Raw genomic sequence first — 25,714 nt, forward strand, 5'->3', positions numbered from 1 at the left:
ATGGGCTGGCTGCGCACGCCCCGGGTCTTCCTGGCGCCCGGCCTGGTGCTGATCCTGGTGGCGATCGGCGGCCGGTTCACCCTGGACCGCGCCGGGTTCGTCGACCTGGCCTGGGTGGACCTGCGGGTGATCGGCCTGATCGTCGCCCTGGTGGTGCTCGCGGTCGACGCGGCCCGCCGCCCGCACGGGCTCACCGCGCCCCGCCCCGAGGGCTGGCTGGTGGCGACGATGCTCTTCTTCCTCTTCCAGATCGCCTCCGGGCTGTGGGCGCCGCACGCGTCCCGGGTCGGCCCGCAGACGCTCGACCTGGTCCTGATGTCCGTGCTGACCCTGGCCTACTACTTCTACACGGTCGGCGACCCGGTGGCGGTCGCCCGCACCACGTTCCTGCTGTTCTTCGTCGCGGCGGTCGTCTTCGCGCTCGCCGCGCTGTTCATCAACGGGCCCGGCGAGCAGGGCCGCTACTCCGCGTTCGGCGGCGGCCCGAACGTCTTCGTGCGCATCGAGATCCTCGGCGTGATCAGCGCGATCGCGCTCTACCTGTTCACCCGGCGCATACTGCCGCTGCTGGTCATCCCGCTGTTCCTGCTGGCGGCCGTGCTGTCCGGCTCCCGCGCCGGCCTGCTGGCCGGCCTCGCGGTCGGCGCCGCCGGGCTCTGGCGGATCCGGCGCCGCGTGCACACCGGATTCGTCGTCGCGGCGGGCGCGGTCACGGTGGCGACGATCGCCGTGATCTGGGCGTTCGCGCCGCCCGCGTTCACCGACCTGTTCCAGGAACGCTTCGTCGAGCAGACGGTCGAGGAGCAGTACACGTCGGACCGCACCGACATCTGGGCGGCCGCGTGGCGCCTCGCCGTCGAGCATCCGCTGATCGGCACCGGGCTGGACGGCTTCTACGGCACCATCGGCGTCAACCAGGCCGTGGAGTACCCGCACAACTACGTGCTCGCGGTCGCCGCCGAGGGCGGCCTGGCCGGGATCGGGCTGCTCACCGCCGCCATCGTGCTGTGGGCGCGGACGATCCGCGGCGGCACGCACCCGCGGCTGACCACCCTCGCCGCGTCCTCGGCGGTCTTCGTGGCCCTGAGCAGCCTGTTCTCCGGCGACTACTACGACTCGCGCCTCGCGTGGATGTTCGCCGCCCTGGCCGCCGGCGCGGCGGTCACCCCGGCCGCGGCGGCGGCCGGCCTGCCGGAGCGCGTACGAGAGCCGGTGGCGCCATGACCTGCGACCGCAACCGGATCTGCCGCCGCAGCGTGCTGCTGCTCGGCCTCGTCTCCCTGACCGCGGCCAGCGCGTCGCCGGACACCACGGTGACGCCGATCATGAACCCGCTGCCGGCCGAGCCGACCGCGGCGCCCGGCTCGGTCAAGATCCGGAACGTCGCGCACTGGACCGGCGTGTTCGAGCAGAGCTGGGACTACCAGTACCGGACCAGCCTGCCGATGAGCCGGTCGACGGACAGCTGGAGCCACTACGACCTGTCGTACTCGCTCGACTCGTGCGTCGCGATGTTCCGGGCCACCGGCGCGCTCCGCTACCTCGACCGCGCGCTGGAGTACGTCGAGAACGTCGCCGCGTCCGCCGTGGTCTCCTCCTCGCTGCGCGGCAGCCAGTTCAAGGACGACTACCTCGGCTGGGCGTCGTCGGCCTCCGGGCAGGGCGGCGACGAGATCCCGCTCTACGAGAGCTACTTCTGGCGGTACGCGACCGCGCTGCTTGTCGCCATGCGCGAGGTGCCGGAGGTGTACGGCGACCCGGGTTACCTCGAACGTCACGACCGGCTGCTGCGCTTCGCCGAGGAGCACATCTTCGACAAGTGGTACTCCCGCGGCGCCGGCCCGAACATCTACCGCGAGCGGACACACATGGCCTCGCACTGGGCGCTGATCGCGCTGAACCTGTCGCAGATCACCGCGGACCCGGCACGCCGGGCGCGGTACGACCAGGTCGTCGCCAACGTCGACCAGCACGTGCCCGGCACCCGCTCGGGCCTGCGGCCCCAGCTACGGCGCAACCCGGTGGAGGCCACCGCGTACTTCTGGAGCGACGTCTGGGGATCGGCCCGGCGGCCCGGGCAGGACGTCAGTCACGGCAACGGCGTCATGGCGTACATCGTCGAGGCCCGCGACCGCGGCCGGTTCTGGACCGGCGCGGACATGGCGGCGTTCTCGGCGCTGCTGACCAAGGTGATCTGGCCGGGCGCGACGACCTACCGCGAGTTCGTGGACGGCACCGGCGCCGACAACGGCTGGTTCTCCGACGGCTTCGTGAAGCTGGGTCGCTTCGACCCGGCCGTGCAACGGCGGCTCGAGGACCACCGGGTGGTCAACGACCAGTTCGCCGCAAACATGGCGTTCAACGCCCGGGTACTGGGGTCGTAGTCCGGGCTGGAGGAAAGGCAACAGAATGACCGCATCGCCGCGCGCCGCGCTGCTGGAACCGGCCGCACGGGAGTGGAAGGAAGCCCTGCAACGGGCCGACCACGACATGTACCACGAGAGCGAATACGTCGTGCTCGACGCGCGACTGTACGGCGGCAGGCCGATCGCCTTCTGGTACGAGGAGGACGGCCGGCGGCTGCTGATGCCGCTGATCGTGCGCGACATACCCGACTCGGACCTGCGGGACGCGCTCTCGCCGTACGGGTATCCGGGTCCGGTCAGCGACGCCCCCGCCGACACCGGGTTCTGGGAGCGGGCCTGCGCCGCGATGATCGAGACCCTGCGGGCCGACGGGATCGTGTCGGTCTTCGTGCGGATGCACCCGCTGCTGCGAGCGCCGCTGGAGACGCTCGGCCGCTTCGGCGCGCTGGTCCGGCACGGCGAGACGGTGTCGATGGACCTGACCGTCAGCCTCGACGAGATGTGGAAGCAGACCCGCAGCGACCACCGCAACCACATCAACCGGGCCCGCCGCGACGGCACCCGGATCGTGTTCGACGACTGGGACCGCCTCGGCGAGTGGGTCGAGGTCTACCACGACAACATGCGCCGGGTCGGCGCGACCTCCTACTACTTCTTCACCCGCGAGCACCTCGCGGCGATGCACGACGCGGTCGGCGACCGCATGCATCTCGCCGTCGCCCTCGAGGGCGACGAGGTGGTCGGCGGCAACACGTTCTTCGAGCACGACGGCATCGCCACCGGCTACGTCTCGTCCACCCGGCGCGCTCCCCGCCGCTACGCCGACGAGCTGCTGTACGACGAGGTCCGGCGCTGGTGCAAGAGCCGCGGTGACACCGTCTTCCACCTCGGCGGCGGCAAGGGCGGGTGCAACGACTCGCTGTTCTCGTACAAGGCGGGCTTCTCGCCGAGCCGGCACGCGTTCCACACCTGGCGCGTGGTGACCGACGAGCCCGCGTACCGGCAGTTGGTCCGGCAGCGGGCGCCGGAGGCCGATCCGGCCGACCTGTCCGCCACCTTCCCGTCCTACCGTTAGGAGTTCGGCATGCGGATCAACTGTGTCGGCGGCGGGCCCGCCGGCCTGTACTTCGCGGTACTGGCGAAGCTGGCCGACCCCGCGCACGAGGTGACCGTGCTGGAACGCAACCCGGCCGGCGTCACGTGGGGCTGGGGCGTGGTCTTCTGGGACGACCTGCTCGACGACCTGTTCCGCTACGACCCGGTCAGCGCGCGCCGGATCTGGGACGCCTCCTGTCAGTGGGACGAGTACCGGGTGCGCGCCACCGGCAAGGCGGTGACCCACCTCGCCGGCTACGGCTTCAGCCTCGGCCGCAAGGTGCTGCTCGACATCCTCACCCAGCGGGCGACCGAGCTCGGCGTCGAGGTACGCCACCTCGACGAGCTGACCGACGAGTCCGACCTGCCGGACGCCGACCTGGTGGTGGCCTGCGACGGCGCCGGCAGCCGGATCCGCGAGCGGTACGCCGAGCACTTCGGCACCGACATCGAGGTCGGCCGCAACAAGTACATCTGGCTCGGCACGCCGCACGTCTTCAAGACGTTCACCTTCGGCTTCGAGCGGACCGAGGCCGGCTGGATCTGGTATCACGCGTACCCGTTCAACGCCGAGACCAGCACCTTCATCGTGGAGTGCGCACCGGAGACCTGGACGGCGCTGGGCTTCGACAACCTCGACGCCCGGGCGGGCGCCGCCCGCCTCCAGGAGATCTTCGCGGCACACCTCGGCGGGCAGCCGCTCATCGACCACCGCGCCGAGGTCGGCGGCACCGGCTGGCTGAACTTCCGCCGGCTCACCAATCAGCGCTGGGACCACGGCAACGTCGTGCTGATGGGCGATGCCGCGCACACCACGCACTTCGCCATCGGCTCGGGTACCAAGCTGGCGATTCAGGACGCGATGGCGCTGGCCGACGCGGTGTCCTCAGAGGACGAACTCGCCGTCGCGCTGGAACGCTACGAACACCGCCGGAAGGCGGCACTCGCGCCGCTGCAACGTGCCGCAAAGGCCAGTAGTGAATGGTTCGAACGAGTGACAGACTATGTGGACCTGCCGGCCAAGCAGTTCTCCTATGCGCTGTCCGACCGGCGGGGCGAATATCCGATGTGGAGATACCTGCTGCACGTCGCGACCCAGAGTGCGATCCCCCGCACCCTGTTGCGCTGGACGCTCAGCGCTCGCCGGTGGAGCCGAGCCCGACGGAGGCCGGGCGCTTCGCGCACCACGCAGGCCGGTCGCCCGCCGCAGCGTTACGGGGTGAGACCCAGACCCGCGAAGGGGTGACGAATGGCCGGAGCCGCCCTGCTCGAGCCCGACGACGCCGCGTGGACCGACGCGCTGAGCCGGATCAGGCACGACGTGTACCACCTCCCGGAGTACGTGCGCATCGACGCCGGACTCTCCGGAGGGGCTCCGGCCGCCTACCGATACGACGAGGCGGGCCAGGTCCTGCTGCTCCCCCTGGTCCTGCGCCCCGTGCCGGACACCGACCTGCGCGACGCGATCTCCCCTTACGGATATCCCGGCCCGGTCGCCGACACCGCCGACCCGGCGTTCTGGTCGCGCGCCGCGGCGGCGATGACCGAGTCGCTGCGCGCGCTCGGCGTGATCACCGCCTTCGTCCGGCTGCACCCGCTGCTGCGAGCCCCGGCCGCGGCCCTCGCCGAGGCCGGCACGGTCGTCCAGCACGGCGAGACGGTCTCCGTCGACCTCTCCCTGACGCCGGAGCAGATGTGGCACCAGACCCACCGCACCCACCGCAATCAGATCAACAAGGCCCGGCGGGCCGGTGTCTCGGTCGTCTTCGACGACTGGGACCGCTACGACGCGTGGATCGGCACCTACCACGCCACCATGCGCCGGGTCGGCGCGGCGGACTTCTACTTCTTCACCGCCGAGCACTTCCACCGGCTGCGCGCGGCCCTCGGCGAGCGGATGCACCTGGCGGCGGCGCTCTCCGCCGACGGCGACCTGCTCGGCGGCAACCTGTTCTTCGAGTACGACGGATTCATGCACACCCACCTGCAGGCGACCCGGGACGGCGGCGTCCAGTACGCGGACAAGCTGCTCTACGACGAGGTCCGCCGCTGGGGCCGGGACCGCGGCAACTCGATCTACCACCTGGGCGGCGGCCTCGGCGGTGCTTCCGACTCCCTGTTCGCCTACAAGGCGGCGTTCGCCGCGGGCCGGCAGGCGTTCCACACCTGGCGGGTGGTCGCGGATCCGGACGCCTTCGAGAAGCTGGCCGGCCCGCCGACACCGGAGGCGCTGGCGGGCCGTTTCCCTCCGTACCGTTAGCCCTGTTTGAGCTGGGTGAAGCGGATGTGGTTGCCGAACGGGTCGCGCATGCCGCAGTCGATCCCGTACTCGCGCTCGGTGGGCTCGTCGGTGAACTCGACGCCGAGGCCGAGCAGCGTCTCGTAGGTCTTGCGGCAGTCGTCCGTGGTGAGGATCAGCATGCCGCCCGCCGCGCCCTTGGTCAGCAGCTCGCGGACCTGCCGCGCGGTGTCCTCGGACATCTGCGGGCCGCCGGGCTTCGCCAGCAGGATCTGGCGGTCGGGATGGCCGGGGACGTTGACGGTCAGCCAGCGCATGAAGCCGAACTCGACGTCGGCGTTGACCTCCAGGCCGAGCTTGCCGACGTAGAAGTCGAGGGCCTCGTCCTGGTCGAGGACGTAGATCTGTGAGTGTGTGATCGCGGTGAACATGCTCGTCACGCTACCCAGCGTGCCGGCCGAAAACTTATCCGAAACTGCTCAGCCGCTCGGCCGGGTCCAGGCCATCGTGTAGCAGGTCGGCAGGCCCGTGGTCCCTTTCTGCCGGCGGTACGCCCGCGGCGAGCGGCCGACGATCTCGCGGAACGTGCGGCTGAAGGTGCCCGGGCTGCCGAAGCCGACCTGGAAGCAGATATCGGTGATGCTGGTGTCGGTCTCCCTCAGCAGGAACATCGCCCGCTCGACCCGGCGGCGCTGGAGGTAGCGGTGCGGCGTCTCGCCGAACGTGGCCCGGAAGGTGCGGGTGAAGTGCGCCGACGAGACGTGGGCGATCCGGGCCAGGGCCGCGACGTCCAGCGGTTGCGCGTACGCGCGGTCCATCGCGTCCCGGGCCCGCAGCATGCGGCGGTTGGTGTCCTCGACGGCGCTGCCCACGACGCCATCACACCACGTCGGCGGCGCGGACCGGCTGTCTGAGGATGGTGCGCTGCCGCTCGGGCGCGACCTTGCGGAAGTCGCTGAGATAGATCTCGTGGTGCTTGCCGGTCATGCGCAGCCCCTGCCCGGGGATGACCTCGTGGTGCAGCCGCGCGAGCACCTCCGCCTCGTCGTCGAACGAGCCGACGTGCAGGGTCTGCACGCACAGCCCCTCGGACAGGGTCTCCAGGCGCACGTCGTCGAGGCGCGGCGGCCGGCCCTTCGCGCCGGCCTGCTCGACGGCGGCGGCGAAGGCGGCCCCGTCGATCCAGTCCGGGACCATGAGCATCAGCGTCCAGTCCCACCGCGACTTGTCCCGAGCCGAGGTGAAGGAGTCCATGTCCTCGGCCCACCACAGGCCCTCCAGCGGCGGCACGACGTAGTCGCGCCCGAGGTCACGCTTGCTGGCGAACTTCAGCTTGTACGCCACCGGGTAGAGCGCCCGCACCGCCTCGGCGAAGACCGGCGAGGTGTTGGGGTCGCCGCGGCCGTCGATCATCAGGTACCGCAGGTCGGGCACGGTCACCGTCCGCACCTGGCCCCGGCGCGCCCGGTATGCGTCGAGCGTCGTCTTGAAATCGGTCTTGTCCGTCATCGCGTCCCAGCCTCTCAGGTGCGTGACCGACGACGCACCGGGCACCGAATCTCCCGGTTCTGTGCTTATATTTCCCGACCCTGACCAAGATCCGCTCGGAGTGACCGGCATGTCGTACCCCCCGCCCGAGAACGAACCCGGCCCGCCTCAGGCCTATTGGCCGGCGGGCATGCCCGCCTATCCCGGATCGGCGATGCCGTATCTCGACCCGCGGTTCGACCCGGCCGATCCGCTGGCCTCCGCCGACTTCGCGGGCTGGTGGCGGCGCGGCTTCGCCGTCGTCCGGCGGGGCTGGCGCACGCTGGCCCTGGTGCAGGTGCTCACCGCCGTTGCGGGCCTGGTCCTGCTGGTCCCCGCCCAGTTGTTCGTCGACCTGAGCTCCCGGGACCTCTCGGAGCCGGACGGTCTGCCCGTCCCGCTCCTCGCCGCCAACGGGCTCCTGATGCTGGCCACCTGCCTCGAGCTGCTGATCTATCTGATCGGCACGCTGGTCGCGGTGCGGGTCACGGTCAGCATCGCGACCGGCGCGGACATGCGCGTCGGGCAGGCGGTGCGGGCGGTCCTGCCCCGGGTGCCGGCGCTGATCGGCTGGTCGCTGCTGACCGGCCTGATCACGTTCGCCGCCGTGCTCGCCTGCATTCTGCCGGTCTTCTACGTCGGTGCGGTCTTCGTCGTGCTGCCGGTCGTGGTGCTGTTCGAGCGGGGCAACGCCGTCTCCCGTTGTTTCAGCCTCTTCCACAACGACCTCGGCGCCGCCGTCGCCCGGATCGCCACGATCGCCGGCCTGGGCCTGGCCATCTCGCTGCCCTTCATCGTCGGCAGCGTCGCGCTGAGCCTCCTCCTCGACGGGACGGCGTTCACGGGCACCGGCGGCGTCATCGCGGCCTCGGTGACGGGCTCGGTCCTCGACGGGATGGGCTCGCTGATCTGCGGCGTCGTGCTGACCCCGCTGATCGTGGCCACCTACGCTGACCTGCGCGCCCGCCGGGAACCGTTCAGCACGGCGTGGCTCAACGCCTGAGGCGTACGGATGGGGCAGTATTCAGGGGTGATGCCGGATTTGGACCTCGACACGTCCAGGCTGGCTCCTCGGCAGCGGCAGATCCTGGCGGTCATCCAGAAGTGGGCGGTCAACCACGGCCACTCGCCGTCCACGCGTGAGATCGGTGACGCGGCGGGGCTGTCGAGCTCGTCGGTCAGCCGGCACCTGCGCAACCTGGAGGAGCTCGGCTTTCTCCGCCGCGGCCGCACCGCGACCCGTCCGGTCGACATCCGCATGTTCCTGCCGGCCGCCACCCGCGACGAGGGCGACCCGGACACCGTCGGCATTCCCCTGGTCGGCGTCATCGCCGCCGGGAGCCCCATCCTGGCCGAGGAGGCGCCCGAGGAGATCCTCACGCTGCCGCGCGGCCTGGTCGGCCGCGGCGACCTGTTCAGCCTCCGGGTCCGGGGCGACTCGATGACCGACGCGGCGATCTGCGACGGGGACATCGTGGTGGTCCGGCGGCAGCCCGAGGCGTACAACGGCGACATCGTGGCCGCGATGATCGACGAGGAGGCCACCGTCAAGGTCTACCGCCGCCGCGCCGGGCACGTCCTGCTCGAACCGCGCAACCCGGCCTACGAACCCATCGACGGCGACCGTGCGGTCATCCTGGGCAAGGTCGTCTCGGTCCTGCGCCGCGTCTGAGGGCACGGGCTGTCGTGTTCGCGGCTCAGCGTGCGGGTGCCGAGGCCGGGGCGAAGGCGGCGAGGACGTCGGCGATCCGGCGGATGTCGTCGGAGTCGCAGCGGTGGTCGACCGGCACGGTCAGCATCCGCTGTGCCAGGTCGGCCGCCTCCTCGTCGCCGCTCCACAGTCCGGCCCGGTCCTGGTGCCAGTGGACGGGCGCGAAGATGCCGTGCCCGGCGAGGTGGTCGCGCAGGGCGTCGCGGGTCTCCTCGGAGGGGCACAGCAGCTGCACCCGGAACGGCGCCGCGTCGGCCGGGCCGCCGGTCAGGACCGACCAGGCGGGGCAGCGCTCGGGCAGGACGTCGAGCAGCGCGCGGACGTTGCCGGTGCTTGTCGCGCGCAGGCCCGCCACGTCCAGCAGCGGCAGCGTGGCCACGGTGACGGCGTTGGCCGGGCCGGCGCTGCCGAGCAGGGCGTACTCGCCCTGCTGTTGCAGCGCGCGGAAGCCGTCCTTGCCGATCGGACGGCCGTCGAGCCAGGCCGACTTCAGCAGCATCGCGGCGAGCTTGAGCTGGGCGCCGGGGCTCTCCTCGCCGCGCGGCCGGGGCAGGTCGAGGCCGGCGGGCGACCACAGCAGGCCGCCGTCGGGCAGCGGCAGCGTCTTGCGCAGCGAGGCGACGGCGTACGCCGCGGTGCTCTCGCGCGCCCAGGCGCTGAAGGGGTCGTGCGAGTGGTCCTCCACGACGTCGACGCCGGGGTGCCTGTCCCGCCACGCGTCCCAGGGGTCGCGGACGTCGCGCCCGAACAGGTTCTGGGCGAGCACCACGTCGCCGGGCTCGGCGAGCAGCGTCTCGAAGCTGGGGCCCCGCTCGTCCGGCAGGTGCCGGTACCAGCCGATCGGTGCCTCCGCGGAGAGCGCCTCGGCGACGCCCATGCAGAAGTAGGACGGCATGTGCAGCCGGCCGCCGGGCGGCAGCTGGTGCAGCGCGGCGATCAGCGCGCCGCAGCCGGTGGCGAACAGCGCGTGCCGGCTCGGCAGCCATCGAGGCAGGCCGCCGCCCTGATCGGCGCCGAGCAGGGCGGCGGGGTCCCAGTGGAATTCCGATCCGACCTCGCGGGGCCGCTCAGGCGGCACGGCGCACGTCCACGTCCACTTCCTGCGCCCGGCGGATGTTCAGCTCGTCGACGTGCACGGGCGCCTCGTCGCGCCGCAGGGTGGCCACCGTGCGCCAGATGATCCGCAGGTCCAGCGCCGGCGACCAATGGTCCACGTACCAGCGGTCCAGCGCGAAGCGCTGCGGCCAGTCGATGTCGTCGCGGCCGTTGACCTGTGCCCACCCGGTGATACCCGGCTTGACCTCCAGGCGCCGCCGGTCCTCGGCGGAGTAGTTGGCGGCCTGCGGCAGCACGTCCGGCCGGGGACCGACAAGCGCCATCTGCCCGCGTACCACGTTGATCAGCTGGGGCAGCTCGTCGAGGCTGGTGCGGCGCAGGAACCGGCCGCAGCGGGTGATCCGCGGGTCGTTCTCCACCAGCCCGAACGGGTCGCTGATGCCGAGCGTGGCGCTGAGCGCGACGGAGTCGTGCACCATCGAGCGGAACTTCAGCATCCGGAACGGCACGCCGTCGCGGCCGGCCCGGTCCTGCACGAACAGGACTCCCTTGCCGTCCGCGATCCTGATCCAGGCCGCGACCGCGACTATCACCGGCGACAACAGCACCAGCGCGAGGGCGGCGGCCAGGCGGTTCAGGCAGTCCCAGAGCAGGCGTACGGGTTCCACGGCGACTCCTTCGGCTTAGAGCGACTCGATGGTGGGTCCGGTCAGGCGGTGCCGGGTGTCCAGCACGTAGCGGGCGTGGCGCACGACCAGGTCCAGGTCGAACGCGTCGTGGTCGGCGAGCAGCACCACGGCGTCGGCCGCGGCGATCTGCTCCTCGGTGAGCGCGACCCGCACGACCCGCTGGTCGACGTGCGCGTCCTCGACCACGTGCGGGTCGGCGGCGCGGACCTCGGCGCCCATGTCCAGCAGCAGCGAGGCGACCCGCCGCGCCGGCGACTCACGGGCGTCGCCGGTGTTCTTCTTGTACGCCAGCCCGAGCAGCAGCACTGTCGAGCCGTTCACCGCCTTGCGGTGCCGGTTGAGCGCACCGACCAGGCGCCGCACGACGTAGTCCGGCATGTGGTTGTTGATGTCGTTGGCGAGCTCGACGAAGCGGAAGCTCTGCCCGAGGGTCCGCTGCACCCGCCAGGACAGGTACGACGGGTCGATCGGCAGGCAGTGGCCGCCGACGCCCGGGCCGGGCACGAAACGCATGTACCCGAAAGGCTTCGACGAGGCCGCCTCGATCGCCTCCCAGACGTCGATGCCGAGGTCGTTCGCGAACACCGCCAGCTCGTTGACCAGAGCGATGTTGACGTGCCGGAACGTGTTCTCGAGCAGCTTCGCCAGCTCCGCGACCTTGCAGTCGGAGACCGGAACGGTCTGCTCGACGACCGAGCCGTAGAAGGCACGCACCCGCTCCAGGGAGGCCTCGTTGACGCCGGAGACGACCTTCGGGGTGGTGACGAGGTTCCACTGCCGGTTGCCCGGGTCGATGCGCTCGGGGCTGTAGCCGAGGAAGAAGTCCGTGCCGGCGACCAGGCCGGAGCCCTCCTCCAGCAGCGGCGCGACCAGCTCGGTGGTGGTGCCGGGGTAGGTGGTCGACTCGAGCGCGACCGTCGCGCCGGGCCGCAGGTAGCGGGACAGGGTTCGCGCGGAGTCCTCTATGTACGCGAGGTCCGGCGTGCCCTCGCGCAGCGGCGTGGGTACCGCGATGACGGCGACGTCGAAGCCCGCCAGCGAGCGCGGATCCGACGACGGCTGGAACGCGCCGCTGTCGAGGATCTCCTGCAGCTCGGCCGAGGAGACGTCATCCACGTAGGACTCGCCGGCGGCGAGCCGCTTGATCCGCTCGTCGTCTACGTCGAAGCCGACGACCGTGTGGCCGACCTGTGCGGCGCGGACGGCGAGCGGTAGCCCCACGTATCCCTGACCGGCGATGACGACCCGCATGGGCCTGCTCCCCTCCTGTGCCCGGGCGCTCACGGCTGCCGCCCCGGCCGTACGGTGAATTCGGGCTGGCGCTGCGGCGGCGTCGTCCGGTTGCGCCCGTTGCTCCGGTTGCGGCCGGCCCGCGACACCACGGCCGGCGGGGTCGCCTCGCGGGCGGCCGACAGCGCCGGGCTCTCGGCGAGCCAGCGCAGGACGGCGATGAGGTCCGTGCGCGGCACCGTCGGGTCGAGCAGCGACAGCACGGCGCCGTCCAGCGGCGGCACCGGGGCCTGCGAGATCAGCGGGTGGTTCGGCCGGTGGTCGGGCTCGTCCGGGCCGAGCAGGATCTCCTGGAGCTTCTCCCCCGGGCGCAGTCCGGTGTAGACGATCTGGATGTGCCGGTCGGACGCGTCGGCGAGGCGGCGGGCGACGTCGGCGATGCGTACCGGCTCGCCCATGTCCAGGACCAGCACCTCGCCGCTGCTGTCCAGGGCGCCGGCCTGGATGACCAGGCGAACGGCCTCCTGCACGGTCATGAAGAAGCGGGACACGTCGGGGTCGGTGACGGTGATCGGCCCGCCCGACTCGACCTGTGCCGTGAACGCGGTGAGCACGGAGCCGCGGCTGCCGAGCACGTTGCCGAACCGGACGCTGCAATAGGTGCCGGGCGCGGACTCGTCGGCGGCCGCGGTGAGCCGCTCGGTGATCCGCTTGGAGTAACCGAGCACGCTCGTCGGGTCGGCGGCCTTGTCGGTCGAGATGTTCACCAGCCGGTCGACGCCGTGCCGCAGCGCGGTCTGGAGGATCTGGTACGTGCCGATGATGTTGGTCTTGAGCGCCTCGGACGGGTGCATCTCCAGCAGCGGCAGGTGCTTGAGGGCCGCCGCGTGGAACACCACCTGCGGCCGGTGCTCGGCGAACACCTCGTCGAGGCGCTGCTGGTCGCGGATGTCGGCGACGACCAGGTTGCGATCGTCGAGCAGCGCCCGGCCGTCCAGCGACAGCTGCACGGCGTGCAGCCCGGACTCGTCGCGGTCCAGCATGACGAGGCGGGCCGGCTTGAAGCGGGCGACCTGGCGGCACAGCTCGGAGCCGATCGAGCCGCCGGCGCCGGTGACCAGCACCCGGCGCCCCTCGAGATAGCCGGCCACTGCGGCCAGGTCGATGCCGACCTCACGCCGGCCGAGCAGGTCGGCGTGGCTGATGGGACGGATGTCCTCCACGCTGACGGTACGGCCGAACAGTTCGACGACCGGCGGCACGACCTTCAGGTCGACGTTGAGCGGCTGGGCCAACTCGGTCAGCTCCCGGACCAGGTCGGCGCTCGCGCTGGGGATCGCGATGAGCACCGTGTCGGCGCGGAACCGCCGGACGACCTCGGCCATGGCGTTCCGGTTTCCGGACACCGGTACGCCCATCAGCCGCAGGGTGCGCTTGGCGGGATCGTCGTCGAGCAGCGCGACCGGGACGTACGGGCTGAACGGGCTGCGCAGCATGGCGCGGATGACCTGGGCCGAGCCCTCGCCCGCGCCCATCACCACGACCCGGGTGCCGTGCTCCGGCGAGGGCCGCAGGCGGTGGTCGTGCAGCAGCCGGGCGGCGTAGCGCACGCCGGCCGCCAGGACCAGGGCGATCAGGCCCGCCGCGATGATGGCCGAGCGCGGCACGAGCCGGCCGACGAGGGTGTCCAGGATGAACACCAACGGGGTGGTGAACGCCGCGGTCTTGGCCAGCGCGGCGATCTCCTCGAAGCAGCCGTAGGACCACCGGCCGGTGTACAGCCCGAACTGGAGGCCGACGGCGGTGTGCACGATCGCGGCCAGCGAGGCCAGTATCAGCAACCCGGTGGCGTCGACCGCGGCGAAGTCACCGTCGTGGCGCAGCAGGGTGGCGATCAGCAGCGCCACGGCCAGCGCCATCGCGTCGGCGGCGGCCCGGGCTGCCCGGACGGGCAGCGCCGCGAGCAGCCACGGCGGTGTCCTGAAACCGGCTGGGACGTCCGTGACGTCGGTCGGCGTCGGTCGCCGTACCCGCATGAATTCCTCCCCGTACGAACGTTGGTGTCGACAAGGAAAATCGAGCGTCGCGCAATGCATAATCGAGATCCAGAAATGCATTGCAAGCCGCTCGCAGTACGTCGCTATCAGCGCCTACGAATAGAGCGTGCCAGCCGTGGCGTATCGGTCACAGTAGTAATTGTCATGCCCTACATGAGGCGGATTCATGTTCAGTACCAACGGCCGTCCCACGTGCTCGATCGCCTCCCCGACAAGCACTTTCCGACCCAAGGGCGACGTCCGTTCGGTCAATAATCGGGCGCCCCACAGCCAGTGAGAAGGCTTCATGTTCAACATGACATTTGTAACTGTCATTGGGCACCTGCGCTCTGGCAGCGTCTTTATCGCGGATGTCAAACAGGAGACAAAATGAAAAAGTTCCGCACGCGGGCCGGGGCCTGGCCATGAGGGTTCTGCACATCATCACGACGCTGGCCGAGGGCGGCGCCGAGCATCAGCTCCGGCTGCTGGTGCGCCGGCTGCCGTACGACTGCGAGGTCGTCACGCTGTCCCGGCCGGGCGCCGTCGCCGCCGCCATGCGCGCCGACGGCACGACCGTGCATGAGGTGCTCACCACCCGCGACCGCGACCTGTCCGCGGTGATCAGGCTGAGCCGCCTGATCCGGCTCGGCCACTTCGACGTGGTGCACACCCACCTCTACCGCGCCTGCGTGCAGGGCCTGCTCGCGGCCCGGCTGGCCGGGGTGCGGCACGTGGTCGCCACCGAGTACCACCTGGGCGGCGCCGGCGGCGCCCGGGCGCTGTACCTGATCGGCGACCGGCTCGGCCTGCTCACCATCGCGGCGTCCGAGCAGATCGCGGACCGGCTGCGCGCCCTCGGCGTGCCGGACGAGCGGATAACCGTCATCCCCAAGGCGATCGACGCGACCGAGTTCGGCTACGACCCGGCGCTGCGCGCCGCGGCCCGCGAGCGCCTGGGCATCGCCCCGGACGCGCGGGTTATCGGCGGCCTGGGCCGGCTGGAGCCGGGCAAGCGGTTCGACCGCCTGATCCGGGCCGTCGGCGAGGTGCCGGGCGCGGACCTGCTGCTGGTCGGCGACGGCTCGGCCCGGCCCGCGCTGGAGCGGCTGGCCGTCATCGAGGGCGTCGCCGACCGGGTGACCTTCGCCGGCGCGGTCGGCCACGCGCGGGAGATGCTCTGCGCGATGGACGTCTTCGCGTCACCGTCTGACGAGGACACGTTCGGGCTGGTGGTGCTCGAGGCGCTGGCCAGCGGCCTGCCCGCGCTGTACGCGACCTGCCCGCCGCTGGAGCAGCTCGCCGCGGCGCGGTCCGCCGTCTCGGGCACCGAGCGGCTCTCCCCGCACGACCGGGAGTCGTTGCCGCGCAAGCTCCGCACCGAGCTGCTCAGTCTCCAGGAGCGCGACGGCGCCCGGCTGCCCGTACGCACGGCGGGCGAACGCTACGACGCCGCCGAGCTGGCCGCCTCGGTCGGCCTGCTCTACGAACGGATGGCCGACGGCCGCTCACCGACGCGGCGGGGCACCAGGGAACAGTCCTCCATCACCCGCCCGAACGACGCGAAGCGCAGGAGGCGGCGCAGGGCGATGTAGCCGAGCAGCGCGCCCAGCGTGTTCGAGATCAGGTCGTTGACGTCCGCCCACCGGTCACCGTGCAGGGTGAGGCACAGGATCGCCTGCGTGACCTCGATGCCCGCGCTGAGCAGGAAGCCCACCAGCACGACCCGGCCCTTGTCCCGGACGCCGAACACCAGGCGGAGCACCGCGGCCAGCGGGAGGGTCATGACGATGTTCAACAGGAAGTCGTCCACCCGCATGGTGGTCAGCGGGACCAGGATGATCCGGTAGAGCTCGGGCTCGCCGGCGTTCTCGCCCCAGGCCAGCCGCAGCGGCAGCATCGTCGCGCCGAGCACGGCGACCAGGTACCAGCCCGAGGCCGACGCCGCGACGAACCGCCCGGTCGTCAGCAGCCCCCGGCGGCGCAGCACGACCCAGGACACGACCATGAGGACGGTCCCCAGCGGAATCAGGATCGGCAGGGCCGGCACGGTGAGCTGTTCAGGTGGCATCCGGGCCAAGAATACCGAGGCCGGCGCCGGGTCCGGTCGCTATCGCAACCAGCCGCCCTTACGGGCGATGCGGATCGCGTCGAGGCGGTTGCGCGCGCCGGTCTTGGTGATGACGGCCGAGAGATAGTTGCGCACGGTCCCGCCGGAGAGGTAGAGGCGGCCCGCGATCTCGCGCACCGACTCGCCCTCGGCCGCGAGCCCGAGCACCTCAAGCTCCCGGGTGCTGAGCCCGCGATCGGTGTTCAGCGAGGCGGCCTGGAGCATCGGGGACACGACGCGCTCGCCGGCCGCGAGCCGCCGGATGGAATCCGCGAGCACCGCGTCGGAGGCGTCCTTGAGGACGAAGTTGAGCCCGCCGGCCCAGCGGCGCGGCGGAAGCATTCCGCGTTTCGCCGGATCGCACAGCAGCAGCATGGAACAGGACGGAATGGTCGCGCGCAACTCCTCGGCGAGGGGTAGCACCTGACTGACCATGTACTCGGTGTCGATCACGATCACATTCGGCCACAACTCCGCGGCCCGAGCCGGCAGATCACTGCTCAAAGAGAGCGTGCCGACGTAGTGAATGTCAGGTTTGGCCTCTAGCAGTGTTCGTACCGGGACTCCGAAGTAGCCCTCGTCTCTCACCACCACAACCCGGATCATCACACCACCTAGTCTGTCAGCCGGGATCCCTGTTTCTCCACCTGTCTACTTCGGAGATGCCAGTCCCAACGGATCGGCCACATGCACGAGAGAGTCGGTACAGATGATCTTTTATAGGTAATGTTTTCCCAGTTCAGCGCACATTTGTGCCATTCAATTGCTAAGGCGCCGTTGCCTACTCAACGTACCGGTAACCACACGCTTCGAACACAGGCATAGCCGATCGACCGAGGCAGAACTGCCGGATCTCCGTGCGGTGCCCGCCGAATCGGCGGTGAACCGATCGTAATAGACTCATCTCATTCAACTGTCCACAGTAATAGCTTTTCACCCGATATAGATAAGATCGGGTTTGGCCGCCGCCCGGACCCGGGTACCCCCGGCGGATGATTGACTTCGCGGCGCAGGCTCTCAAGCGGATCCTGGCACCGATCTCGGCCCTGCTCGCCGTCATGATCGCCCTGGGCCTGCTCATCACCAAGGTCTTCCCGCACACGTGGCCGCTGACCGTGGAGGACTCGGTCAATCGCGAGCTCGAGCGCGACCGCACCCACGACATCAGCATGGTCTCCCTGATCTTCAGCACCCTGGCCAGCACCCCGGCGATCATCGCCGTGACGATCCTCGCGGCGCTCGTGCTGCGGCTGACCCTGCGGCGCTGGCGGGAATCGATCTTCCTGTGCGCGGCGGTCTGCGCCCAGGCGCTGATCTTCTTCCTGACCACGCTGGTGATCGACCGGCCGCGCCCCGAGGTCGACCACATGGACACCTCCCCGCCGACCTCGAGTTTCCCGTCCGGCCACACCTCGGCGTCGGTCGCCCTCTACCTGGGGCTGGCCGTGATCCTGGTCCGGCTGACCGACCGCACCGGCCTCAAGGCGGCGTGCTGGCTGCTGCTGCTCGTGCCGGTCGGGGTGGCGCTGGGCCGGATGTACCGCGGCATGCACCACCCCACCGACGTACTCGCGTCCTTCCTCAACGGCGCCGTCTGCGTGTGGGTCATGGCCCGAGCCATCCTCGACCGCGACGCCATCCGGCACCGAAAGCAGCTCACGGCCGGGCACCACCCGGCGCGGTGACCGGAACGGCGGACACCGCGCCCGGGCACCACCGGAGGCCGTGACCGGAACGGCGGACACCGCGCCCGGGCATCACCCGAGGCCGTGACCGGGACGGCTGGCACCGCGGCCGGCCACCGCGGCCGGGCATCGCGGCCGGGCATCGCGGCCGGGCATCGCCGCGGGCGGTGACCGGGACGGCGGGCGGGCGCCGCGGCCGGGCACGGAATGGTCCGGGGTGTGATCTTCGGTGCCGCGGCGGGCCGGTCGATGCGCGCCCGAGCGGCGCCGGTTAGGCTTTCCTAACTTGAGAGCGGGGTGGGGCGTGGCCGAACCGGAGTCTCTGGCCGATCTGCTGGGCGGCCGGCGGGCCGCGCTGGACGCGACCGTCCCCCCGGTGATCTTCGTCGTGGCCTGGTTCGCCGGTGGCCGCTCGATCTGGGTCGGCGCCGGCGCCGCGGTGGTCGCGGCCCTCGCGGTCGCCGCCTGGCGGCTGCGGCAGGGCGGCAGGCCCCGCGCGGTCCTGATCGGCCTGCTCGGCGTCTGCGTCGCCGCGCTGATCGCCCTGCGTACGGGGCGCGCCGAGGACTTCTTCCTGCTCCAGATCGTGACGAACGCCGCCAGCGCGCTGGCCTGGGCGGTCAGCATCGTGATCCGGTGGCCGCTGCTCGGCGTCATCGTCGGCGCCGTGCTCGGCCAGAAGACGCGGTGGCGCCGCGATCCCGCGCTGCTGCGGGCGTACTGCATGGGCAGTTGGGTCTGGGTCGGTCAGTATCTGGTCCGCCTCGCCGTGTTCGTGCCGCTCTGGGCCGCGCACGCGGTGATGGCGCTGGGTGTCGCGCGCGGCGTGCTCACCTGGCCGCTTGTCGCCGGTTGCCTCGCGCTGAGCTGGTGGGTGATCCGCCGCAGCCTGCCCGCCGGGCACCCCGGCCTGCGGCACCCGCAGTCAACGGCCGAGGCCCACGCCGACCGCCTCGCGTGACTCGGCCACCGTGTCGAAGCCCTCGCGCTGCATCGCGCCCCATTCCGCGCGCCGCCCGTGCAGCGCGCCGAGCGCGCCGCGGACCTGCCACACCGCGAGGACCTGGCGGTAGCCGAAGTTCTCCAGGATCGCGGCCAGCACGCCGCGCGCCAGGTCGCCCCAGCGCGGATAGCGGTGGAACGAGACCTCCTCGATGAACAGGGCGACCAGGCTGACCAGCAGGCCGTAGCCGTAGGCGACAAGCACGAAGCGCCAGAGGAAGGCGACGTCGATGGCGTCGACCAGGAGACCGAGCGGAAGCAGCACCAGGGCGGACAGCTCGACGAACGGCGCCAGCAGCTCGAAGACCACGTAGTACGGCAGCGCGACCAGGCCGATGCGGCCGTACCGCGGATTGAGGATCATGCCGCGGTGCTTGCGCAGGATCTCCGCGATGCCGCGGTGCCAGCGCCGCCGCTGCCGGCCCAGCACCCGTAGGCTCGACGGGGCCTCGCTCCAGCTCACCGGCTCGGCCACGAAGACCACCCGGTAGTCCTCCTTGAGCTGCCGCAGGTGGCGGTGCAGCCGGACGACCAGCTCGGCGTCCTCGCCGATGGTGTCGTGCGCCATGCCGCCGATCCGCACGACCAGGTCGCGGCGGAAGAGGCCGAACGCGCCGGAGATGACCACCAGCCCGCCGAGCCGGGACCAGCCGGTGCGGCCCATCAGGAACGCGCGCAGGTATTCGACCACCTGGATGCGGCCCAGCCACCGCTTCGGCATCCGCACGTCGACCACCCGGCCGCCGATCACCTTGCAGCCGTTGGCGATGCGCACGACGCCGCCGCAGGCCACCACCCGCAGCGGGTCGTCGGCGAAGGGCTTGGCCACCGACAGCAGCGCGTCCGGGTCCAGCACCGAGTCGGCGTCGACCATGCAGATCAGCGGGTGCCGGGTCAGGTTGATGCCGACGTTGAGCGCGTCGGCCTTGCCGCCGTTGGTCTTGCGGACCACGGTCAGCGTCTCCGGGTTGGCGCGGGCGACGTGCACGGAGAGCACCTGGGACTGGTACGGGACCTCCCCCGGCACCACCCGCGGCACCTCCACCAGGTCGAAGTGGGCACGCAACAGCTCGAACGTGTCGTCGGTCGAGCCGTCGTCGACGACCACCACCTCGTAACGCGGATAGCGCAGCGCGGTCATCGCGGTCACCGCGGCGACGATCCCGGCGCCCTCGTTGTGCGCGGGCACGATCACCGAGACCGGCAGCGTGAGCGGGCTGCGGAACATGTCGTCGGTGCCGGCGAACGGCACCCGCCGCAGGTGCTTGCCGAACTCGAGCCCGGCCAGCGCCATGAGCACCAGGTAGCTGGTGTTGAGCCCGAGGAAGTACGCGAAGATCGCGACGTCGGTGAAGCGCAGGAACTCGCGGACGGCCTCGATCACGCCGCCACCTCCACTCGCCCGGCGCCGATCCGGGACAGCGCCAGCGCCTCCCGGGCGTGGCTCACCGACACGCCGTCCGACGGCGACGGCCGGCGATGCGCGCCGGCACCCCCGTCCCGCTCGGCCTCGACCGCCGCGGCCAGCGCCTCGGTGCCGGGCCCGCCGAGCCGGCGCAGGGCGTGCGCCGCCTCGTGCGCCACCTGGAACTCGTCGTCGTCGAGCAGCTCCACCAGCGTCGGCACCGCGGCCGGCGCGCCCAGCGCGCCCAGCGCCCGGGCCGCGGCTGCGCGCAGCGGCGCCGGCCGCGACGAGCGCAGCGCCAGCGTCAGCGGCTCGAGCGCGGTGCGCGTGCCGAGCCGGCCGAGATTGGTGGCGGCGGCGACCCGCACGTCCAGGACGGGGTCGTCGCGCAGCACCCGGGCGACGCGGTGCACCGAGCCGGCGGCGCCGAGCAGGCCGAGCGCGTCCAGGCACACCGCGCGGACGCGGGCCTGCGGGTGGTCGAGCGCGGCCGAGAGTGTCACCTCGGCCTCGGCGCCGAGCTGCGTGAGTGCGTGCGTGGCCAGCAGCGACGGCAGCGGGTCGGCGCAGTCGAGGGCGGCGATGATCTCCCAGGCGGCGGCCGGGTCGCCGATGCGGCCCAGCGCGCGGACGGTCACCACGCGCACCTCCGGGTGCCGGTCGGTGAGCAGCTGGCATAGCTCGGGCACGGCCTGGCGCAGCGCGAGGTCGCCGAGCACCTCCGCGGCGTGTGCCCGCCGGACCCGGCTGCGCGAGTGCAGGTCGCGCAGCGCGGCACGGCCCGCGCCGCGGCGCAGGAAGACGGAGACGAGCCCGAGGTGCGCCTCGCCGCGGAGCTTGCCGAGCAGGGCGAGCGCGGTGGGCTCGACGGCGCGCCAGGCGTCGTCGGGGATGGCGACCAGGTCGTGGCTGCCCTCCTCGCCGTTGTCGGCGACGAAGGCGAGCAGCGCCCGGCGCGGGCCGGCGGCGAGCTCGGCCTGCCTGCGGTCGCGGATCCGGCGCAGCACCCGGACGGCGACGATGGCGAGCGCGGTCACCGCGACGATGCCGGCGAGGACCGCGATGACAACGGTGAACAGCCCGAGCATCAGCGGCCCGCCCGCCGGCCCACGACCAGGAGGATCTTGCTCATCTTGTCGAATATATCCGTTATGCGAGCATCGTTCACAGGGAACGACGCCTTAGGCTGCTGGTCATGGTGGAGCAGGCGAGCAGGCTCAAGAATGTCCGCTACGACATCCGCGGGCCGGTGCTGCGCCGCGCACAGGAGCTGGAGGCCGCGGGTCACCGCATCCTCAAGCTCAACCTCGGCAACCCGGCGCCGTGGGGGCTGAGCACCCCGGAGCCGATCGTGACCGACATGGTGCACAACCTCGCCGACGCGGAGGGCTACAGCGACGCCCGGGGCATCTACTCCGCCCGCGTCGCCGTCGCGCAGTACTACCAGACCCTCGGCGTCGAGAATGTGCAGCCGGACGACGTCTTCCTCGGCAACGGCGTCTCCGAGCTCATCGTGATGTCGCTTCAGGCGCTGCTCAACAACGGCGACGAGGTGCTGGTGCCGAGCCCGGACTATCCGCTGTGGACGGGCGCGGTGACGCTGTGCGGCGGCCGGCCGGTGCACTACCGCTGCGACGAGAAGCAGGACTGGGCGCCCGACCTCGAGCACGTCGCCGCGCAGGTCACCCCGAACACCCGGGCCATCGTGATCATCAATCCGAACAACCCGACCGGCGCGGTCTACTCGCGCGAGACCCTGCTGGGCCTGCTGGAGATCGCCCGCCGTAACGACCTGCTCGTGCTCGCGGACGAGATCTACGACAAGATCCTGTACGACGGCGCGACGCACGAGTGCGCGGCGGCGCTCGCGCCGGACCTGCTGGTGCTCACCATGAGCGGGCTGTCGAAGGCCTACCGGGCGGCGGGCTTCCGCTCGGGCTGGATGGCGATCAGCGGCCCGACCACCCACGCGACCGAGTACCTGGAGGGCGTGCAGCTGCTCGCCAACATGCGCCTGTGCCCGAACGTGCCGGCCCAGCACGCCGTGCAGACCGCCCTGGGCGGCTACCAGAGCATCAACAACCTGATCCGCCCGGGCGGCCGCCTGTACGAGCAGCGCAACCACGCCTGGGACAAGTTCAACGAGATCCCGGGCGTCAGCTGCGTGAAGCCGCAGGGCGCGCTGTACCTCTTCGCCCGCCTCGACCCGGAGATCCACAAGATCTACGACGACCAGCGGATGATCATCGACCTGCTGGAGCAGCAGCTGATGCTGTTGTCGCACGGAACGGGCTTCAACCTGCCGACACCGGACCACCTGCGGATGGTGTTCCTGGCCCCGGTCGACGTCCTCGACGACGCCACCGACCGCCTGCGCCGCTTCCTGGAGACCTACCGCCAGTAATCCCTCCGTCAGGGTTTTGCATCGGCCATGTACCGTCTGCGGGCCGGTCGGATCGGAGATCATCTCTGCCCGGCCGCACATCGAAGATGATCAGGCTGATGGGAGATCCGGTGGACGTACGCAGGCTGCTCACCGGCGCGGGCGTGTCGATAGCCGTCATCGCGCTGGCCGGCTGCACGTCGTCGAACGCCGGCGTGCAGACGCCGGAACTCGAACCGCGCGGCACGGTGCTCACCACCGTCAAGCCGACCCGGCAGGACCTCACCAACACGATCAGCCTGGCCGGCAAGGTGGCGATCAACCCGGTCTTCGGGATCGTCGCGCCCAAGAGCGGCGAGCTGCGCTACCTGCAACGGCCACCCTCGCCGACGCGGTACGACCAGGAGACCTGGGTGGCGACGGTCTGGCGCAAGGGCAGGCCCTACTCCGTCGAGATCCCCGCCGGGGCGACAATGGCCGGCCGACTCATGGAGGACCGGGCCGACGTCACCGCCGGCATGCCCGTCGTCTCCGCCCGGCACATGGGCTACGGCATCGTCGCCGACATCGACAGCGCGATGGCCTACCGGATCTCCGGCGCGGCGAAGTCCGTCGAGGGGCAGATCAAGAACGGGCCCGGCCCGTTCAAGTGCAAGCCGCTCGGCACGATCGCGGCCCTGCCGGCCGGCACGATCCCCGCGCCGCCGCCGACCTCCCCCGCACCGAACGCCAGCGGCGCCCCCGACCCCCAGCCCGAGCCCGAGGCGCCTTCCGGCGGCGAGGGCTCGGAGCCGACCGGACTCCAACTGGTCTGCACCGCGCCGTCCGGCATCAAGCTGATCAACGGCGCCGCGGTCACCCTGAACCTGGTCACCGGCAAGGCCGACAACGCGCTCGTGCTGCCGGTCGAGGCGATCGCCGGCACGCAGGGCCGCGGCAAGGTCGACCTGGTCGGCCCGGATCGCGTACGCAAGACCGTCGACGTGGTCCTCGGCCTCACCGACGGCAAGGTGGTGCAGATCAAGTCGGGCCTCAAGGGTGACGAGACCGTCGCCATCCCGGGCCCGAACCTGCCGACCGCGGCCGCCGTACCCGGTGACCAGCCGTCCGGGTTCACCGGATGACCGCGCTCATCGAACTCGCCGGCATCACCAAGGTGCTCAAGGGCCAGCAGCAGGCCCGCACGATCCTGGGCGGGGTCGACCTGAGCGTGCACGCGGGCGAGAGCGTCGCGATCGTGGGCCGCTCCGGCTCGGGCAAGAGCACCCTGCTCAGCATCATCGGCCTGTTCGACCGCCCGGACGAGGGCAGCTACCTGCTCGGCGGCCAGGAGATCAGCCGGCTGAAGGAGCGCCGGGCCGCCAAGTTGCGCAGCTCGCAGTTCGGTTTCGTGTTCCAGCGGTTCTTCCTCCTCAAACACCTGACCGCCGCCCAGAACGTATCCATGGCGCTGGTCAACGGGCAGGGCTGGCTGCCGCGCCGCGAGCGCCGGGCCCAGGTCATGGAGGCGCTCGACCAGGTCGGCGTCGCACACCTGGCCAAGCACCGGCCACCCCGGCTCTCCGGCGGCGAGCAGCAGCGGGTCGCCATCGCCCGCGCCCTGGTACGCCGCCCGAAGGTGCTGCTCGCCGACGAGCCGACCGGCGCACTCGACACCGAGACCGGCGCCCTCGTCATCGACGCCCTGCTCGCGGCCACCACCCGCGGCTGCGGCCTGATCCTGGTCACGCACGACCGCGACCACGCGGCCCGGATGGGCCGCACACTCGACCTGGTCGACGGCCTACTCAACGAGAGGGTCTACGCGTGAAACGGCTGTCCGGGCGCGGCCGGTCCGCGCTGATCATCGGTGTCCAGGGCATCCGCGCCCGCAAACTACGCACCCTGCTGTCCATGGTGAGCCTCTTCCTCGGCGTACTCGCCGTCGTCGTCGTACAAGCCGGCGCCAGCATCGCCGAACGCGCGCTGTTCGCCGGCGTCGAGCTCAGCAACGGCATCGACGGCACCAAGGTGATGGACGTGCCGACCCAGGAACGGACGGCGGACATCGTCCTCACCACCCTGAAGGGCCGCTCCGACGCGACCGCCATGCTCAGCGTCTCGGCCATCATCGGCGAGCCCGGCGTCACGCCCGTCAACGAGGGCGGCTCGCCCTTCGACGAGCACTGGGGCCCAAGCCAGGTCTGCTACCCGGACGGCACCTGCGAAGCTCCCGCGGCCGCCCCGCCCGGCCAGGCCATCCAGGTGCAACTCACCGCCATGACCGCCGACATCCGCCCGTTCCGCCCGTTCCGCCCCAAGACCGGCGACTGGCTCGACTTCTCCACGGTGCCCGCGCTGGCCCCGCGGATCGTCATCAACCTCGAGGCCGCCAAGGGCTTCGCCCGCTACAAGGTCCCCGCCGAAATGCGCGTAGGCGGCGCGGCCGCCAACATCACCCCGCAAATCGTCGGCGTCGTCGACGACGGCGCCTACGAGCCCCACGCCTACGTCCGCCTGGACGAACTGGCCAACTGGCTCCCGCCGGCCAACCTGGCCGACCCGAACACCGGCGGCGGCATGCAAGTACTGCTGGCCAACTCCACACCGGTCGAGCAGGTACTCACAACCAAACTCCGCGGCGCCGGCGCAGAAATCTACGTCAACACCGTCAACTCCCGCGAACAGGGCCAAAACGAAATCCGCCTGCTACGCCTGGTCTTCCTGGCAATGGCCGGCCTGGTCCTACTGATCGGCGTCGCCGGCATCCTCAACGTCGGCCTAGCCACAGTCGGCGAACGAATCGAAGAGTTCGCCCTACGCCGAGCCGTAGGCACCCCCCGCTCCCTACTGGCCGGAATCGTCCTAGCCGAAACCCTGCTCACCGGCCTGCTAACCGCGGCAGCCGCAATCGGCTGCAGCGTGATCGGCCTCAAGGCAATCTCCGCCGTAGTCGGCGAATCCGAACCCTTCCTACGCGACCTCGCATTCCCCTGGGACGCCGGCGTGGCCGGCATCATCGCCGGCCTAATCGCCGGCATCCTGGGCGGCTTCGTCCCGGCCCTACGCGCCGCCCGAATCCCCATCGCAACCGTCATGCGCGCCTAACACCCGCCAAGCGACCAATCACCGACCGCAACCGCCCCCCATTGCAAGGGTGGGGCCGGGGGTGACCACGCACAGCGTAAAAACGATCCACCA

At 71.3% G+C, this 25,714-nt stretch carries 25 protein-coding genes; 14 read left to right on the forward strand and 11 right to left on the reverse strand.

Going from position 1 to position 25,714, the window contains the following annotated elements; all coding sequences use genetic code 11:
- From BJ971_RS28480 to BJ971_RS28500, 5 genes are read left to right on the forward strand one after another with little or no spacing between them, the layout of a single operon-like run.
- Complete coding sequence (locus BJ971_RS28480; protein WP_184999152.1) at nt 1-1,224, forward strand: O-antigen ligase family protein; 1,224 nt, start codon at nt 1-3, stop codon at nt 1,222-1,224.
- Complete coding sequence (locus BJ971_RS28485; RefSeq protein WP_184996256.1) at nt 1,221-2,384, forward strand: S8/S53 family peptidase; 1,164 nt, start codon at nt 1,221-1,223, stop codon at nt 2,382-2,384. Before BJ971_RS28480 ends, BJ971_RS28485 begins: the two co-directional genes overlap by 4 nt.
- A 25-nt stretch (nt 2,385-2,409) precedes the next feature.
- Nucleotides 2,410-3,441: a GNAT family N-acetyltransferase gene (locus BJ971_RS28490; RefSeq protein WP_184996257.1), complete on the forward strand. Its 1,032-nt coding sequence runs from the start codon at nt 2,410-2,412 to the stop codon at nt 3,439-3,441.
- A 9-nt stretch (nt 3,442-3,450) separates the two neighbouring features.
- Nucleotides 3,451-4,707, forward strand: a complete 1,257-nt coding sequence (locus BJ971_RS28495; protein ID WP_184996258.1) for an FAD-dependent monooxygenase — start codon at nt 3,451-3,453, stop codon at nt 4,705-4,707.
- Nucleotides 4,708-4,710: 3 nt separating this feature from the next.
- Nucleotides 4,711-5,721 (forward strand): GNAT family N-acetyltransferase, encoded by a 1,011-nt coding sequence (locus BJ971_RS28500; RefSeq protein WP_184996259.1) that lies wholly within the window; start codon nt 4,711-4,713, stop codon nt 5,719-5,721.
- Here BJ971_RS28500 and BJ971_RS28505 read toward each other — a convergent pair.
- Genes BJ971_RS28505 through BJ971_RS28515 form a run of 3 tightly spaced genes read right to left on the reverse strand, consistent with a single transcriptional unit; the run spans nt 5,718 to nt 7,209 of the window.
- Entirely contained in the window at nt 5,718-6,131 is a 414-nt protein-coding gene (locus BJ971_RS28505) for a VOC family protein (protein WP_184999153.1), read from the reverse strand. The two genes, BJ971_RS28500 and BJ971_RS28505, sit on opposite strands and share 4 nt — an antisense overlap.
- A 48-nt stretch (nt 6,132-6,179) precedes the next feature.
- Nucleotides 6,180-6,572, reverse strand: coding sequence for a helix-turn-helix domain-containing protein (locus BJ971_RS28510; RefSeq protein ID WP_203709349.1), 393 nt, complete (start codon nt 6,570-6,572; stop codon nt 6,180-6,182).
- Between the two features lie 7 nt (nt 6,573-6,579).
- Nucleotides 6,580-7,209, reverse strand: a complete 630-nt coding sequence (locus BJ971_RS28515) for a GyrI-like domain-containing protein (protein WP_184996260.1) — start codon at nt 7,207-7,209, stop codon at nt 6,580-6,582.
- Nucleotides 7,210-7,318: 109 nt separating this feature from the next.
- Between BJ971_RS28515 and BJ971_RS28520 the strand changes: the two genes are divergently transcribed.
- Nucleotides 7,319-8,230, forward strand: a complete 912-nt coding sequence (locus BJ971_RS28520) for a hypothetical protein (protein ID WP_184996261.1) — start codon at nt 7,319-7,321, stop codon at nt 8,228-8,230.
- A 30-nt stretch (nt 8,231-8,260) separates the two neighbouring features.
- Nucleotides 8,261-8,899, forward strand: a complete 639-nt coding sequence (lexA, locus tag BJ971_RS28525; protein WP_184996262.1) for a transcriptional repressor LexA — start codon at nt 8,261-8,263, stop codon at nt 8,897-8,899.
- Nucleotides 8,900-8,924: 25 nt separating this feature from the next.
- On the opposite strand, the gene BJ971_RS28530 is transcribed toward lexA, so the two are convergent.
- From BJ971_RS28530 to BJ971_RS28545, 4 genes are read right to left on the reverse strand one after another with little or no spacing between them, the layout of a single operon-like run.
- Entirely contained in the window at nt 8,925-10,016 is a 1,092-nt protein-coding gene (locus tag BJ971_RS28530) for a hypothetical protein (protein WP_184996263.1), read from the reverse strand.
- Nucleotides 10,006-10,662, reverse strand: coding sequence for a sugar transferase (locus BJ971_RS28535; protein ID WP_239087491.1), 657 nt, complete (start codon nt 10,660-10,662; stop codon nt 10,006-10,008). The genes BJ971_RS28530 and BJ971_RS28535 overlap by 11 nt, the downstream gene beginning before the upstream one ends.
- 15 nt (nt 10,663-10,677) lie before the next feature.
- Entirely contained in the window at nt 10,678-11,934 is a 1,257-nt protein-coding gene (locus BJ971_RS28540; protein ID WP_184996264.1) for a nucleotide sugar dehydrogenase, read from the reverse strand.
- Nucleotides 11,935-11,963: 29 nt separating this feature from the next.
- Complete coding sequence (locus tag BJ971_RS28545) at nt 11,964-13,949, reverse strand: polysaccharide biosynthesis protein (protein WP_184996265.1); 1,986 nt, start codon at nt 13,947-13,949, stop codon at nt 11,964-11,966.
- A 425-nt stretch (nt 13,950-14,374) separates the two neighbouring features.
- Between BJ971_RS28545 and BJ971_RS28550 the strand changes: the two genes are divergently transcribed.
- On the forward strand, nt 14,375-15,544 hold the full coding sequence (locus BJ971_RS28550; protein WP_184996266.1) for a glycosyltransferase: 1,170 nt from the start codon (nt 14,375-14,377) through the stop codon (nt 15,542-15,544).
- On the opposite strand, the gene BJ971_RS28555 is transcribed toward BJ971_RS28550, so the two are convergent.
- Both BJ971_RS28555 and BJ971_RS28560 read right to left on the reverse strand, forming a co-directional pair.
- Nucleotides 15,433-16,020: a VanZ family protein gene (locus BJ971_RS28555; protein ID WP_184996267.1), complete on the reverse strand. Its 588-nt coding sequence runs from the start codon at nt 16,018-16,020 to the stop codon at nt 15,433-15,435. The two genes, BJ971_RS28550 and BJ971_RS28555, sit on opposite strands and share 112 nt — an antisense overlap.
- Before the next feature lie 39 nt (nt 16,021-16,059).
- Complete coding sequence (locus BJ971_RS28560) at nt 16,060-16,665, reverse strand: response regulator transcription factor (RefSeq protein WP_184996268.1); 606 nt, start codon at nt 16,663-16,665, stop codon at nt 16,060-16,062.
- 386 nt (nt 16,666-17,051) lie between these two features.
- Here BJ971_RS28560 and BJ971_RS28565 point away from each other — a divergent pair, with 386 nt between their 5' ends.
- The gene (locus BJ971_RS28565; protein WP_184996269.1) at nt 17,052-17,744 is read left to right on the forward strand and encodes a phosphatase PAP2 family protein; all 693 of its coding nucleotides are present in this window, start codon (nt 17,052-17,054) and stop codon (nt 17,742-17,744) included.
- Between the two features lie 304 nt (nt 17,745-18,048).
- Entirely contained in the window at nt 18,049-18,705 is a 657-nt protein-coding gene (locus BJ971_RS28570) for a DUF3159 domain-containing protein (protein WP_184996270.1), read from the forward strand.
- Here BJ971_RS28570 and BJ971_RS28575 read toward each other — a convergent pair.
- Nucleotides 18,670-20,130: a glycosyltransferase family 2 protein gene (locus BJ971_RS28575; RefSeq protein ID WP_184996271.1), complete on the reverse strand. Its 1,461-nt coding sequence runs from the start codon at nt 20,128-20,130 to the stop codon at nt 18,670-18,672. The genes BJ971_RS28570 and BJ971_RS28575 overlap by 36 nt on opposite strands.
- Entirely contained in the window at nt 20,127-21,239 is a 1,113-nt protein-coding gene (locus BJ971_RS28580; RefSeq protein ID WP_184996272.1) for a HEAT repeat domain-containing protein, read from the reverse strand. The genes BJ971_RS28575 and BJ971_RS28580 overlap by 4 nt, the downstream gene beginning before the upstream one ends.
- Nucleotides 21,240-21,346: 107 nt before the next feature.
- Here BJ971_RS28580 and BJ971_RS28585 point away from each other — a divergent pair, with 107 nt between their 5' ends.
- The 4 genes from BJ971_RS28585 (at nt 21,347) to BJ971_RS28600 (ending at nt 25,621) form a co-directional block, all read left to right on the forward strand.
- Nucleotides 21,347-22,555: a pyridoxal phosphate-dependent aminotransferase gene (locus tag BJ971_RS28585; RefSeq protein ID WP_275411379.1), complete on the forward strand. Its 1,209-nt coding sequence runs from the start codon at nt 21,347-21,349 to the stop codon at nt 22,553-22,555.
- Nucleotides 22,556-22,653: 98 nt separating this feature from the next.
- Nucleotides 22,654-23,658: an efflux RND transporter periplasmic adaptor subunit gene (locus BJ971_RS28590; protein ID WP_184996273.1), complete on the forward strand. Its 1,005-nt coding sequence runs from the start codon at nt 22,654-22,656 to the stop codon at nt 23,656-23,658.
- Nucleotides 23,655-24,344: an ABC transporter ATP-binding protein gene (locus BJ971_RS28595; RefSeq protein WP_184996274.1), complete on the forward strand. Its 690-nt coding sequence runs from the start codon at nt 23,655-23,657 to the stop codon at nt 24,342-24,344. The genes BJ971_RS28590 and BJ971_RS28595 overlap by 4 nt, the downstream gene beginning before the upstream one ends.
- A complete protein-coding gene (locus BJ971_RS28600) occupies nt 24,341-25,621 on the forward strand; it encodes an ABC transporter permease (protein ID WP_184996275.1) in 1,281 nt (426 codons plus the stop codon). Before BJ971_RS28595 ends, BJ971_RS28600 begins: the two co-directional genes overlap by 4 nt.
- Nucleotides 25,622-25,714 lie beyond the last annotated feature (93 nt).

Source organism: Amorphoplanes digitatis (assembly GCF_014205335.1).
In the GTDB taxonomy this organism is placed as follows: domain Bacteria; phylum Actinomycetota; class Actinomycetes; order Mycobacteriales; family Micromonosporaceae; genus Actinoplanes; species Actinoplanes digitatus.

Bases quoted from the DNA above. Each gene is read 5' to 3' on its own strand.
- BJ971_RS28545 (WP_184996265.1), bottom strand. From the start codon at position 13,949: ATGCGGGTACGGCGACCGACGCCGACCGACGTCACGGACGTCCCAGCC.
- BJ971_RS28485 (WP_184996256.1), top strand. From the start codon at position 1,221: ATGACCTGCGACCGCAACCGGATCTGCCGCCGCAGCGTGCTGCTGCTC.
- BJ971_RS28565 (WP_184996269.1), top strand. From the start codon at position 17,052: ATGATTGACTTCGCGGCGCAGGCTCTCAAGCGGATCCTGGCACCGATC.
- BJ971_RS28595 (WP_184996274.1), top strand. From the start codon at position 23,655: ATGACCGCGCTCATCGAACTCGCCGGCATCACCAAGGTGCTCAAGGGC.
- BJ971_RS28515 (WP_184996260.1), bottom strand. From the start codon at position 7,209: ATGACGGACAAGACCGATTTCAAGACGACGCTCGACGCATACCGGGCG.
- BJ971_RS28500 (WP_184996259.1), top strand. From the start codon at position 4,711: ATGGCCGGAGCCGCCCTGCTCGAGCCCGACGACGCCGCGTGGACCGAC.
- BJ971_RS28520 (WP_184996261.1), top strand. From the start codon at position 7,319: ATGTCGTACCCCCCGCCCGAGAACGAACCCGGCCCGCCTCAGGCCTAT.
- BJ971_RS28590 (WP_184996273.1), top strand. From the start codon at position 22,654: ATGGGAGATCCGGTGGACGTACGCAGGCTGCTCACCGGCGCGGGCGTG.
- BJ971_RS28490 (WP_184996257.1), top strand. From the start codon at position 2,410: ATGACCGCATCGCCGCGCGCCGCGCTGCTGGAACCGGCCGCACGGGAG.
- BJ971_RS28495 (WP_184996258.1), top strand. From the start codon at position 3,451: ATGCGGATCAACTGTGTCGGCGGCGGGCCCGCCGGCCTGTACTTCGCG.
- BJ971_RS28560 (WP_184996268.1), bottom strand. From the start codon at position 16,665: ATGATCCGGGTTGTGGTGGTGAGAGACGAGGGCTACTTCGGAGTCCCG.
- BJ971_RS28585 (WP_275411379.1), top strand. From the start codon at position 21,347: ATGGTGGAGCAGGCGAGCAGGCTCAAGAATGTCCGCTACGACATCCGC.
- BJ971_RS28540 (WP_184996264.1), bottom strand. From the start codon at position 11,934: ATGCGGGTCGTCATCGCCGGTCAGGGATACGTGGGGCTACCGCTCGCC.
- BJ971_RS28505 (WP_184999153.1), bottom strand. From the start codon at position 6,131: ATGTTCACCGCGATCACACACTCACAGATCTACGTCCTCGACCAGGAC.
- BJ971_RS28480 (WP_184999152.1), top strand. From the start codon at position 1: ATGGGCTGGCTGCGCACGCCCCGGGTCTTCCTGGCGCCCGGCCTGGTG.
- lexA (WP_184996262.1), top strand. From the start codon at position 8,261: ATGCCGGATTTGGACCTCGACACGTCCAGGCTGGCTCCTCGGCAGCGG.
- BJ971_RS28550 (WP_184996266.1), top strand. From the start codon at position 14,375: ATGAGGGTTCTGCACATCATCACGACGCTGGCCGAGGGCGGCGCCGAG.
- BJ971_RS28555 (WP_184996267.1), bottom strand. From the start codon at position 16,020: ATGCCACCTGAACAGCTCACCGTGCCGGCCCTGCCGATCCTGATTCCG.
- BJ971_RS28580 (WP_184996272.1), bottom strand. From the start codon at position 21,239: ATGCTCGGGCTGTTCACCGTTGTCATCGCGGTCCTCGCCGGCATCGTC.